The following is an 11,731-nucleotide window of genomic DNA, read 5'->3' as shown; positions in this document are numbered from 1 at the left end:
GTGTAAAAATAATTGCTTGGTCAGTGCCTTCTCGGAAAATCCTGCGGATTTTCCTCTGGTTCGTTCCATTTTTGCTAAGTTGGTGGCTCAACCACGCAACTATCCTTACACGAACCGTTGTGCGTAATTTTGGAGTAATTTTTGATGCTTCGTTAAATATGAAAAGATTAGCGTTTATTTTCTTGATTTTTCTTGCTGCTGGATATTCTGCGCACGGACAAAACAAGACTATTACGGAATTTGATTTATATGGTTGTTGGACTTTGGAGAGTAATGAAAATGGACAGCCACCTCAAAAATGGATTTACAAATCATGTGAAGAATCGGATTCGAAACTTGCAGTTCGGAATTCAAAAATTAGATTTCTAGCCTACAGTAAATGTGAATTTCAAGAAATAACCCCAAGTCAAATAATTTGCCCAGGTATATGGAAAACACTTGAGGGGACCTGGAGCTACGATGAAGTTTCTGGATTAGTGGAAATATTTTATCCTGAAAACTACATGGTAGAATTTTGGAAAAAGCTTAAAGAAGAACATCCTGATTTGGTAATACCAAACCCACGTTTGAAAAAGAAGTTCAGAGTTGTTGGACTTAACGACGGCCAATTAGAGATAGAAAAAACTACGCACAACATTACCTATAGCAAATAGGGCATAAAGTGCTAAATTTAAAGGATTGGGGTGTTTGCCAAGTCCGCCAAGTCTTTTGATTTGGCTTTTATATATTAAAAAGTAAAAACAAAATGCAAAAGCTTTGGCTAAGGGTTTAAACAGAAAGAAAATTGCCTATCACCTGCCCTACTTGCCATAGCCGAAGCCGTTGTAACACATACTGCTCAACAACAATATTCTACCCAAATTCACCGTTAGTATTTTGAAAATAGTAACTTTTAAGTTACCTTTGGGTAATGGAAAAAGTCCGGGAGGTAATCCAATACAAAAACTATTTTGAAGACTTCTTGCTTAAGCAGCCGAAAAAAGTGCAGGACAAGATATTCAAGGTCATCGAAATAATCGAAACGTACGAAAGGGTTCCCTCGACTTATCTAAAGGCAATTGTCGGAACGAAAGGACTTTACGAGGCGCGAATCAAACTGGGTTCGAACATTTGGAGGGTATTCTGCTTTTTCGACAAGGGAAAACTGGTAATCCTTTTGAACGGATTTACCAAGAAAACCCAGAAGACACCAAAAAAGGAAATCGACAAAGCGGTCGGACTAATGAATTCATACTATGAAGACAAAAAGAAATAAAGTGGACACTAAAAGTTGGAAGGACATCAAGGACACCGTTTACGGAAAAAAGGGGACCGAACGCAGGGACGGACTGGAAAGGGACTTCGAGTCTTTCAAGATCGGGTTTCTTTTACGAAAGGCACGGGAAGAAAAAAATCTGACCCAAGAACAACTCGGGGAACTGGTGGACAAAAAAAGAACATATATCTCCCGTGTCGAGAACAACGGGAGCAACTTGACCTTGAAAACATTGTACGACATTGTCGAAAAAGGACTCGGCGGAAAAGTGAAAATCTCAATAGAGATCTAAAAAAAGTACGTGTTACAACAATGGGTATAGCGCATAGCCGCAAAAGGCCAACGCAAAAGCCAAGCTACGCCCCATACACAAGCCGTTAGCAATAATATGGTACGATATACAAACATCCTTTACAGAGTTATAAAAACATTTGTAATTGATTCGTTTTTGGTGTATTTTTACACCAAAATTGACACGCCATGGCACGACAAAGCATCTCTTTTACAAAGCCTAATGATGAGTGGTTGAAATCCCAAGTGGACAATCAAGAATATTCCAGTAAAAGCGAACTGGTCAATGACCTTGTGCGACAAGCAAGAAAACAACAAGCTCAAATCGATTGGATCAAGGCCAAACTCGAAAAAGCCGAAAAGAGCGGATTTACCAAAGACGGAAAGGACGAGATTTTAAAACAGTCAAAGGCAATGCTGAATGGCTGATTACAGACTCAGCAATGAGGCTAAAAATGACCTAATACGAATCCATCAATACGGATTCAACAAATTTGGACTTGCCCAAGCCGACAAGTATTTCGAAGCATTTTTCCAATACTTCGAGATAATTGCCGAACGACCCTACTCATTCGAATCTGTGGACTATCTAAAAATTGGATACCGTCGCTGTGTTTACGGCGTGGACAGTATATTCTATAAAATGAACGGAGAAGTTGTTGAAATTATGGCAATAATTGGGAGACAGGACTTGGACAACATACTCTGAAAACAAAAAAATAATTGCCAACACGGTGTATAATTAATTGCGGTCGGAAATACAACAAATGAATTTCCTTTAATCAATTATCTTTAAAGTTAGGCGGACAATTTCCGATGGAAATGTCCGCAACGAAATCATAGCCGAGACCGTTAGCAACAATTGGAAAATGAATAAAAGAAAGATTTATTTTTATAGCGCTTTGTTTTTGACTATCGGTGTAATTCTCCTTTTGGTTACTGGTTCTTCATTACTCACGACGGCATTGAATAGCGACGAAACGATTCCTTTTGGAACTATACTAACTTGGACTGGAATGATTTCATTACCCTTAACGATTTATTGGGGAATAAAAGAGTTGAGAAAGCCATCGACCAAACTGAACAGGATTCTCTCCGGATCGCTTAAAATCATTATCGTTTTAGGAATTCTTTGGGTTCCAATATCCTATTTACTTGCAGGTAATCTTTCATTCTCATTCACCGAAAAAGAAACTTTTCAGGGCGGACAGGATGCAATGAGATGGTTTTGGCGATTAAGCTATGGAATTGGAATTGGCGCAATTTCGATAATATTCACATATTGGATTTCATTATTATTCAAAAAAGATAAAACCGTTACCAACAGTGTGTAACCGCAATTTGAACTGAAGGCTATACGAGACCGTTGTAAACCTTTTAATCAAAAACATCGCAAAAACTATTTTGATATACCAAACACTACTTCATATTGCTATTTTTCAGGGTATAGTTCTTGGCCTGATTATTTTAAGGTCAAATTTTTTCAACACAAGGGCAAACAGATATTTGGCTTATTTGATGTTTATACTTTCTCTTTTGTTGTTAAATCTCGCCTTGGAACTTTGGGGTGCTTTCCAGCATTTCCCGATTCTTCGGTTTATTGATGATGTGGAAACGGCATTTCTTGTCCCGGTCTTTCTATTGCTATTTATCTTAAACAAAGGAGGACACGCTTTTAAAAATTCCAAGGTATTAGTTTGGTTATATCTGCCCTTTGGATTCTCCGCCATTATAGGTTTATTTGAAGATTTTGATGTCATTGCCGATCTATATACCATTCCTGATACAATACAACCTATCCTTGAACTACTTAACAATGTAGAATTGTTTTTGGCCGTGTTTTTTTTTCCTGTTGTTTTGGTAGCTGCATATCGGTTTTTGAAATACATAAAACAAGAAAAGGATAAATCATGGGTTACAATTTTATGGCTTTTGGTTTCATTGATTTTCTTTTCATGGGTAATAGCTATTCTCATCCGTTTCTTTTATGTTTATGATGTTTCAATGACAATGAAAATCATTGCCCTTGCCGTTACTTTTTTCATTCATTGGACTACCTATGTGGGCATCTATAAATTCAGGCTATCAGATAATAGAGAAGAAATACGGGCCATCCTCAATGGATTATCAACAAGGATTAGCAAAACTGCCATCCCAGAAAAAGAAAAGCTTACTTCTGATAATCCGTATTTTACAAAACTCGAACTGCTATTTAAGGAAGATAAAATTTATACCGATAGTAGGTTGAATCGAGAACAAGTTGCCAAAGAATTAGGGATAAGCCCGGGATATCTATCCCAAATAGTAAACCAAATTACAGGGAGCAATTTTTCCAACTATTTAAATCGGTATCGTATAGAGGCAGTAAAGAAAATGTCATTGGATTCCGAATTTCAAAATTATAGTTTATTGGCTATGGGTTTGGAGTCTGGTTTTACATCGAAAACAACATTTTATAAAGCATTCAAGAAATTTACTGGAATGACTCCGAGCCAATATCAGAAATCATTTAAATAAGTCCTATTTTGTAATCATTTGAGCTTTTAGAACCTTTTCTTGGATAGTTCGCTTTAAGTTTGAGGGTAAAGTAATACTGCTTTAAAATTAATTTTTTACGACGTAAGGACAGTTTCCGTTGGAAATTATTTTCAACTAAAAATACACGTGACCGGTGGCAAAACATTTATAAAAAATAAATCTGTCATAAATTGACGAAATGAAAACCTTGACAATACTTCTATTCTTTTTCTCAATCATTGCTTCTGCTCAAGAAGAACCACCAATTGAAATCAAGGATAATCCCCTCAATATCGGTCTATTTCACAACATCTCGCTAGCAGATAAATTGACCCTTCAAAATGGTCTTTCGGTCCGAGAGAATCTTGGTTTTCATACTTTGGAAACCCCTGTCCGAATAAAATACCACCTCTCTAATGAATGGTCAACTTTTTTGGGGTTTCAAACAAGAACTGTAATAGAACCGAACCTTGAGGAATTTTTTAACCAAATTGGAAAACCGTCAAATTCTTATTTTTCGATTGGTACGGAATATGATTTTAAAAATAATGCTACGGGAGATTTTACTATTGGATTCCCATTGGATCTTCAGTTGGGCATAAAGTTTTAAAAGCGTTGGTGCACTAGTATTTTTATGAAAAGAAGATTTTTAATCATAGTAATATCATTTACTTTTTTTACTGTTAAGGCACAAAATCAAAAAGATACCCTCAGCCAACTGAATGAAAGAAAAAATGAAGTAAAGCTTAATGCTTATTTTACAGCGCTAGGGGCTTTCGAAGCGACTTACGAAAGAAATTTAAACAAAAGATCTTCCGTGGGAATTACCGGTTTGTATGTTTTCAATAAAAAAAGAGATGAGGACACAAATTTTCTTATTTCACCTTTTTATAGGAGATACTTTGGCAAAAAATATGCTTCAGGGTTTTTTCTTGAGGGATTTGGAACTTTTGGCTCCACCGATGGAAAACAGCTGACCGATATGGACGGAAATCTAACTTTAGATGAAGGTCCTGATGTGCTTGACTTTTCACTCGGTTTTGGTTTTGGAGGTAAATGGGCAACCAAAAGTGGAATTACTTTTGAAGTCATGGTTGGTTTGGGATTGCATTTGTTCAATTCCGATAAAACAGACCATAACAGTGTTAATCGTCGTGCGTTAAGTATAGGCTACCGATTTTAACCTAAATGGAAAAACGTTTTACAACAAAGATGGCTAAAGCAAATAGGTCGGAAAGTTTATAATTTAAAGGATTTGGCAATTAAAAAAAGACAATTATAAAACAAAAAGCTTTTCTAAGAGTATAGACGGAAACAAAAAGGTGTCCTTACCACCCTCCTTGCCATAGCCAAAACCATTGTGTGTAATTCTCGGAAATTTATAAGACTTCTCTTTTTTTCTCATCCAAACTACCTTTTGCTGTGTAGATAAAGAAAACAACTCATGGTTCGAATAGAGGTCAATGACAAATCGAAAGATAAGTTCGTAACGCCTTCTACAGGTAACATTCAAGTCCGGAGATTGTCAATAAAATATAAAACAATAGTATGATATCAATTACGAATTCTTTGACTAGAACACTTATCCTTTCTTTAATTTTCTGTTTAACAACTTTAGGGTATGCCCAAAAATCGATGTCAATGTCAGAAACTGTGACGAAACGGGAAGTTTCAATGTCTAATGCTTCTGGCAAAAGAACCAACGGTATATACAGGTATTATGTAAAAGGGGATGACAAACCTTTTACAGGTATATTATTTGCAAAATATCCCAATGGAAATTATTCGTCTAGGCAAGAATACGTTGACGGGGTAGGTCAGGGAAAATGGATAAACTATTACGAAAATGGGAATTATAAAGAAGTCGGATCTTACAATAATAATCTCGTCGAAGGACCCATAAAAAAATACTACGAAAACGGAAATCTTAAGGCTGAAGGGGAATATAAGGACTGGAGGGTTAAAATAGGTCAATGGAAGTACTTTGATAAAAATGGAAAACTGGAATCTATTTCAGATTATGGTGAAAAAGGTAGTATTGAGGAAGTGAAAGAATATTATCAAAGAGGAGAAATATCTTACAGTTGGTATTCGGAAATCCTTTTAAAGAACGGATTTAAGGAATAGTTTAATTCGTTCTTCTAAAAAAACGACGCACATGACCACCTATAACGTAACGTTTAGCTACTACTCTGTTAAGTTGGACTTTGTTTCCTACATTTAATCGTAAATAAAAATATGAACGTTTGCGTTACGTTGCTTGCTACGCACCGGTTGAAAAGACGAGCAACGCTTCGCAACCAGCCACCCGCAACGCATCATATTAAAGCCTTCAAAACGGGTAAGTCTTCACAGGTTCGGTTTGTATTTGGTACTTTAGATGTTGAAACACGCACCGAAATCATACACAAGACCGTTACCAGTAATTTGAAGAAAGCCAAATACCCAAAGAAAATGACAAAACCAATTCTTACAATTTTGCTTTTTCTTAGTATCCATATTGTTTGTGGACAAGAAAACATAACTAAGTTAGAAGGTCTTGAACAAGAGATAGAAACTCTTATGGATTCCTATAAAGCCGTTGGATTGTCCATTTCTGTTGTAAAAGACAACCAGATAGTTTATTCAAAAGGGTTTGGCTACCGAGACCTTGAAAACAAGTTACCCGTAAATGAAAATACAGTTTTTCCTATTGCATCTTGTTCTAAAGCATTCACTGCATCTTTACTTGGAATATTAGATTCTCAGAATAAAATTTCCTTGAAAGACAGACCCAGTTTTTATGTTCCTAAACTTGAATTTTACAACTCTCAAATGAATGATCTGATAACCATAGAGGATTTACTCTCTCACAAAAGTGGTTTAGGAGACCTTAACGGAACACTAGTACTGTTCCCAGAAGAGAATTCGGACATGGTAGTTCAAAAGTTGAAATACCTGCAACCCGAAGGTTTGGTGAATGACAGTTGGATTTATAGCAATATGGGATATACGATTGCCGGTACGATTATAGAAAAAGTTACAGATCGATCATGGGAAGAAAATCTACAATCGAAAATATTCAATCCCTTAAATATGCTGAACTCCTACACCGACATAGAGAGTATGACTGAAAACAAGAATTTTTCTTTTGGGTATGGCTTGTCAAATGGAGAAATCAAAAAAGTTATCTACGAAGAGTATTATAACTATAAAGCTGCCGGAGCAGTCAGAAGTTCTTCAAAAGATATGGCAAGTTGGATGATAGCTTGGTTGAACGAGGGTAATTTTAACGGAAAACAAATTTTGCCTAAAACATTTGTGCAAAATGCAACAACCATACACAACATAAGACCCAATGCAAATGAAGAGAACGCATTTTTGTTTGGTGATGGCCTTGGATGGCGAATGGAGGCGAGCAGTGGTAAATATAAGGTTTATCACGGAGGTAATACCTCTGGCTTTAGTAGCCTAGTTTTAACTTATCCTTTTGAAAAATTGGGTGTCACTGTTTTAAGCAATCAAACCAATTCTATTTTACCATATATCATCGCAGATGTTGTAAAAAACAGGATGTTGAACCTAGATGAAACCGATGTAAGTGATTACCCTGTAAATGTAACTGATATCTATGTTCCAAGTGAAACGAATACAGAACTAAACCCGGAAAAGAAACCGACACACAACCTTTCATCATTTATAGGCAAATACGAAAACTACGGGTATGGAACGATTGAAATTAAACTTAAAGATGGGAATTTATATGCCCTTTATCCAAAGTATCAGTTCTTTTTGGAACATCTATATTTCAATATATTTGTAATGATACCAAAAACAGAAATTTCTCAGGTAATGAATCCTGAATTTGCAATAAGTTTTAAAACAAACAATCGCGGAGAAATTTCCTCATTGATGATTAATTTGCAGTCAAAACCTGTAGCGTTCACCAAGCAAATAGAGCAATAAAAACTGCTGGCAACAGTGTGTATAAGCACTAGCAGTTTAAGTCTGTATATGAAACGTAAAAACATGGATCAAGGTCGGTGATATCTAACAGTTTATTGGCTTGAAATCCGCTACTGCCCATACACGAGACCGTTAGGCACAAGCTAAATACCAATGGCAGAATACCATAATCCATTCTCGGACAGAAAACACTATTACGAACACGCCGAATGGATTGAGGGACATTTGGACAAGTTTTTCGATGAAAATCTAATATCCGTTTTTCATGAAATACCAACATTGGATTTACATCTTGATATTTGCTTCATTAAACCAGCAAATACTCAATTCAACATTCTTCTGACTTCTGGAATGAGCACTTTAAAAATGAACGTTTCAGAACAAGTTGAAAATGTAACGGAACTCGAGTTTGCCGAATTAATGATGTTGATTCCAAAGGAAATTGAATTTGACCAAGTCTATTCTGGTAAAAACAAAAATGATTGGATTATCACAATTCTAAAACAGGCAGCCAAATTTCCTCACTTTTACAATACGTGGATTGGAATTGGACATACAATTCAAGCAACGGAAGATATGACACCGTATAGCAAGGAAACGGATTTTGTTGGTGCTTTAATCCTCCCATCTGTGACTTTTGACAAGGATTTTACGGAAATCAAGAAAGATGGCAGAAAAATAAATATTTACAATGTGCTTCCCCTTTATAAAAATGAACTGGAATACAAAATAGAAAATGGATATAACAAGCTATTGGATTTATTGGTAAAGGCAAACGGAAAAGAAGTTTTGGATCCGAACAGAAAGAACTTAGTCCCAAAGAAGTCTTTTTGGAATAAAATTATTGGAAATTAAAAAACAAAAAGCCAGTGCCTAACATTGTGTATAGCTCATTGCGGTCGGATTTTCCAAATGGAAAATCCAGCCTGATTCGCTAGCTTAGGGCTACTGCGGAAAAGTCCTGCGGAGGTTTTCCGCCACGCAATTATAGCCGAGCTATTATAAAACATTTAATTGAACATTTTGAACCACATCCAACTTATTTCCGTTTTAGCAACCCTCGTATTGGTCCAAATCTTGGGATTTATTTCAATAAACTATCTGGGAGATTACGGTTGGAGCGTTTTTCTGTTCATCCCCTTAGTCATTGGGTTTCTACCACCATACATTTCTGGCAGAAAAGTCAAGATAACCAAAAGTACCGCGTATAAATTAAGTTTTATAGCATTGGCACTGGCCTGTCTTGCTCTCGTAGTTTTTGCAATCGAGGGACTCATTTGTCTTTTGATGGCTAGTCCGCTTCTTGCCCTGGCAGTTTGGCTAGGCTCTTATTTGGGCTATAAAAGTTCTAACTCAAATTTTATGAACCCTACGAATACCGCTATAATTCTGGTGCTTCTATCAATTAGTTTTTCGAGCTTTGACCATTTCAACGTTCCAAAGGACTTAATCCCCGTAAGGACCAAAATAATCGTGACCGCGCCCATCGAAGAGGTTTGGAAAAATGTAGTAGCGTTCGACAAAATCAGCGAGCCCACGGACTGGATTTTTAAAACCGGGATTTCATATCCAACAGATGCAACAATTGTTGGGCATGGTGTGGGAGCAGTTAGATATTGTAATTTTACAACTGGTAGTTTTATAGAACCCATTACTACTTGGAGCGAGCCGAATTTACTACAATTCGATGTCAAAGAACAACCAATTCCAATGAATGAATTAAACCCATTTTGGGAAGTTCATCCACCACATTTAGACGGATATTTCAAATCCTATAAAGGTCAGTTCAAATTGAAAAAATTATCTGAAAATAAAACGGAACTGGAAGGAACGACTTGGTACAAAGTGGACATTTATCCTGAAATATACTGGAAAGGTTGGTCTAACTTTATTGTACACCGTATCCATGAAAGAGTTTTAAATCATATAAAACTCGAATCGGAATAAACACGTTTTACAACAATACCTACAATTAGTTGCCGAGGATTTTCCTGCGGAAAATCCATGCATTATTGGTATTTCACAAAAATGAAAACTTGTCCGCTATTCGTACTTGGAAGAATTTGCCTTCCTTTTCAAAGGAACTACCCTAAAATGCAAAGGAGTAGGATACGTCTTCTTGTTCTGCCATTCGTAACCGGATACGTTGTTGATTGAAAACCAATAATGGAACGGATACCGCTGTCTGCATGCTACGTACCAAGTCTTTGTGGAATAATTTATCAAATAAACTTGGGTGCTCCCGCTCCATCATCACCAACATATCCGCATGTTCTTTCTGGATACTTCCTTGCAATCCCGATTCCACGTCATCGGCGTGCACTAGGCCAAAAACCAATTCTGGATAGGAAATTTTTCGCCGAACCTCCTTTTCGAACCATTCCATCCGTACGCTCGCATCGGATTCTTTCTTTAAAGGCACATGCACCACTTTGATCAATGCCCGATAGGGTTCCGCAATGCTTACCAAACTACGGATCGCCTCTACATCGGCATCCTCAAAATCAGTGGCATAGACCAAGGTGGAAAGTCCGTGGTAATAACTATTGTTAGGGAGTACCAATAGGGGAACATATAGCTTATCCAAGAGCTCGTTGGCAATGTTTCCCGCAAATATTCCACGTAGGGTGTAATCATCTTTCATACCGACGATTACCAAATCCGCATCCAGACGTTCACAGGCGGCTATAATACTTTTTGCGACAAAACTACTCTCGACCACCTCTACCTTCACAGGGTCGACGTACAATTCATTTTTAAGATGGGTGGTACAATAGTTGGCAACTATCTCTTTCTGTTCTTGATTTTCCCATTTTCTCAATTGCTCCTGCGGTCGTATGGTAGAAACCGTAATGGGCGGCAGTTCATAAACATGTAGAACATGTAATTCGGCCTGCATCGACCTACTTAAGCGATAGGCATAACGCAATGCGGGAGCGGATCTTTTGGTACAATCGGTGGCGTATACTATTTTTTTCATGGCATACCATTTTAAGCAGTACAAAGGTACGTCGCCGAAAAATTGATGGAAATGACAATAGTCATTTATACCAATGTTATCTCAAAAAAAGAGTCGGAAGTGTTTTAGGTGAGCGAAAGACCCTATCGGTTCCCACGTTTTTCATTGCCTTTCAATACATTGATGCATTTCTGAATCTCTTCTTTGGCCCTGCCATTCGAGAATCCAAGACCAATGGCGTATTTGTAAATTAATGTTCGTTCTTCCTCCTCGATTTCATGGTCCGCAAGAATAATGCTGCAAAGATCTTGAAGTCTTTCGATTCGCTCCTCCAAGGAGTAGGGTGGAATCAATGGGAATTTCCCAGGATTCTTCAAGATATCCTTCACCGTTTCGTCCGAAACATCAAGCTTAAAGGCCAAACGTTTTAAAATTACCTCTTCCTCAGTATTTATAATACCATCGACATTCGCCAATTTTACGATGGCCGCAAAGTGGGCGATATTACTTTGATGTTCCCCGGAATCATATCTATCTGCTATGGACATGGTTTTTGAGTTTGTTTATGAAACCCTTAAGCTATCGCTAATGCAAGAAAGGTGCAATGACATTGGTCAGTTGATAAAACCTATCACTACGTTTCTCGATAAATTGGATTTCCGTTTCTCATGGAGGGCAATTGGTCCCGGTAATAATGGGGAAAGTAAGGTTCCATCATTGAATATCATTCTTCCTTTTTAAACCTGGAAGCTATCTTCACAATC

Annotated in this window: 15 protein-coding genes; 13 read left to right on the top strand and 2 right to left on the bottom strand. The window is 37.1% G+C overall.

Annotated features, from left to right (window positions below):
• The 13 genes from FK220_RS19720 to FK220_RS19660 form a co-directional block, all read left to right on the top strand.
• On the top strand, positions 1-653 hold a 653-nt coding region (locus FK220_RS19720; protein WP_238719126.1), incomplete at its 5' end, for a hypothetical protein.
• Positions 654-910: 257 nt separating this feature from the next.
• Positions 911-1,255, top strand: coding sequence for a type II toxin-antitoxin system RelE/ParE family toxin (locus tag FK220_RS19715; RefSeq protein ID WP_152576083.1), 345 nt, complete (start codon positions 911-913; stop codon positions 1,253-1,255).
• A 1-nt stretch (position 1,256) separates the two neighbouring features.
• Positions 1,257-1,547 carry a helix-turn-helix domain-containing protein gene (locus FK220_RS19710; protein WP_152576088.1) on the top strand — a complete coding sequence of 97 codons (291 nt, stop codon included), beginning with the start codon at positions 1,257-1,259 and terminating at the stop codon, positions 1,545-1,547.
• Positions 1,548-1,735: 188 nt separating this feature from the next.
• Positions 1,736-1,975 (top strand): ribbon-helix-helix domain-containing protein, encoded by a 240-nt coding sequence (locus FK220_RS19705; RefSeq protein ID WP_152576082.1) that lies wholly within the window; start codon positions 1,736-1,738, stop codon positions 1,973-1,975.
• Positions 1,968-2,255 (top strand): type II toxin-antitoxin system RelE/ParE family toxin, encoded by a 288-nt coding sequence (locus tag FK220_RS19700; protein ID WP_152576081.1) that lies wholly within the window; start codon positions 1,968-1,970, stop codon positions 2,253-2,255. Before FK220_RS19705 ends, FK220_RS19700 begins: the two co-directional genes overlap by 8 nt.
• Positions 2,256-2,415: 160 nt before the next feature.
• The gene (locus tag FK220_RS19695; protein ID WP_152576080.1) at positions 2,416-2,880 is read left to right on the top strand and encodes a hypothetical protein; all 465 of its coding nucleotides are present in this window, start codon (positions 2,416-2,418) and stop codon (positions 2,878-2,880) included.
• A 70-nt stretch (positions 2,881-2,950) separates the two neighbouring features.
• Positions 2,951-4,063, top strand: coding sequence for a helix-turn-helix domain-containing protein (locus FK220_RS19690; protein ID WP_152576079.1), 1,113 nt, complete (start codon positions 2,951-2,953; stop codon positions 4,061-4,063).
• A 199-nt stretch (positions 4,064-4,262) separates the two neighbouring features.
• Entirely contained in the window at positions 4,263-4,673 is a 411-nt protein-coding gene (locus FK220_RS19685; protein WP_152576078.1) for a hypothetical protein, read from the top strand.
• A 24-nt stretch (positions 4,674-4,697) separates the two neighbouring features.
• Positions 4,698-5,246 carry a DUF3575 domain-containing protein gene (locus tag FK220_RS19680; protein ID WP_152576077.1) on the top strand — a complete coding sequence of 183 codons (549 nt, stop codon included), beginning with the start codon at positions 4,698-4,700 and terminating at the stop codon, positions 5,244-5,246.
• A 458-nt stretch (positions 5,247-5,704) separates the two neighbouring features.
• Complete coding sequence (locus FK220_RS19675) at positions 5,705-6,190, top strand: toxin-antitoxin system YwqK family antitoxin (protein WP_166205018.1); 486 nt, start codon at positions 5,705-5,707, stop codon at positions 6,188-6,190.
• Between the two features lie 147 nt (positions 6,191-6,337).
• Entirely contained in the window at positions 6,338-8,008 is a 1,671-nt protein-coding gene (locus FK220_RS19670; protein ID WP_166205016.1) for a serine hydrolase, read from the top strand.
• Between the two features lie 153 nt (positions 8,009-8,161).
• Complete coding sequence (locus tag FK220_RS19665; protein WP_152576074.1) at positions 8,162-8,863, top strand: suppressor of fused domain protein; 702 nt, start codon at positions 8,162-8,164, stop codon at positions 8,861-8,863.
• A gap of 168 nt (positions 8,864-9,031) precedes the next feature.
• The gene (locus FK220_RS19660; RefSeq protein ID WP_152576073.1) at positions 9,032-9,955 is read left to right on the top strand and encodes an SRPBCC family protein; all 924 of its coding nucleotides are present in this window, start codon (positions 9,032-9,034) and stop codon (positions 9,953-9,955) included.
• 142 nt (positions 9,956-10,097) lie between these two features.
• Here FK220_RS19660 and FK220_RS19655 read toward each other — a convergent pair whose 3' ends face one another.
• Both FK220_RS19655 and FK220_RS19650 read right to left on the bottom strand, forming a co-directional pair.
• Positions 10,098-10,988 (bottom strand): universal stress protein, encoded by an 891-nt coding sequence (locus FK220_RS19655; protein ID WP_152576072.1) that lies wholly within the window; start codon positions 10,986-10,988, stop codon positions 10,098-10,100.
• Positions 10,989-11,110: 122 nt separating this feature from the next.
• Positions 11,111-11,515 carry a tellurite resistance TerB family protein gene (locus FK220_RS19650; RefSeq protein ID WP_152576071.1) on the bottom strand — a complete coding sequence of 135 codons (405 nt, stop codon included), beginning with the start codon at positions 11,513-11,515 and terminating at the stop codon, positions 11,111-11,113.
• Positions 11,516-11,731 lie beyond the last annotated feature (216 nt).

It is taken from the genome of Pelagihabitans pacificus (genome assembly GCF_009371985.2).
In the GTDB taxonomy this organism is placed as follows: domain Bacteria; phylum Bacteroidota; class Bacteroidia; order Flavobacteriales; family Flavobacteriaceae; genus Pelagihabitans; species Pelagihabitans pacificus.
Note: the sequence above shows the minus strand (reverse complement) of the source record. Positions and strands in the feature narration are given on the sequence as shown.

Excerpts from the sequence above, each read along its gene's own strand:
- FK220_RS19705 (WP_152576082.1), top strand. The coding sequence starts at position 1,736 with ATGGCACGACAAAGCATCTCTTTTACAAAGCCTAATGATGAGTGGTTG.
- FK220_RS19650 (WP_152576071.1), bottom strand. The coding sequence starts at position 11,515 with ATGTCCATAGCAGATAGATATGATTCCGGGGAACATCAAAGTAATATC.
- FK220_RS19685 (WP_152576078.1), top strand. The coding sequence starts at position 4,263 with ATGAAAACCTTGACAATACTTCTATTCTTTTTCTCAATCATTGCTTCT.
- FK220_RS19695 (WP_152576080.1), top strand. The coding sequence starts at position 2,416 with ATGAATAAAAGAAAGATTTATTTTTATAGCGCTTTGTTTTTGACTATC.
- FK220_RS19715 (WP_152576083.1), top strand. The coding sequence starts at position 911 with ATGGAAAAAGTCCGGGAGGTAATCCAATACAAAAACTATTTTGAAGAC.
- FK220_RS19665 (WP_152576074.1), top strand. The coding sequence starts at position 8,162 with ATGGCAGAATACCATAATCCATTCTCGGACAGAAAACACTATTACGAA.
- FK220_RS19675 (WP_166205018.1), top strand. The coding sequence starts at position 5,705 with ATGTCAGAAACTGTGACGAAACGGGAAGTTTCAATGTCTAATGCTTCT.
- FK220_RS19700 (WP_152576081.1), top strand. The coding sequence starts at position 1,968 with ATGGCTGATTACAGACTCAGCAATGAGGCTAAAAATGACCTAATACGA.
- FK220_RS19680 (WP_152576077.1), top strand. The coding sequence starts at position 4,698 with ATGAAAAGAAGATTTTTAATCATAGTAATATCATTTACTTTTTTTACT.
- FK220_RS19655 (WP_152576072.1), bottom strand. The coding sequence starts at position 10,988 with ATGAAAAAAATAGTATACGCCACCGATTGTACCAAAAGATCCGCTCCC.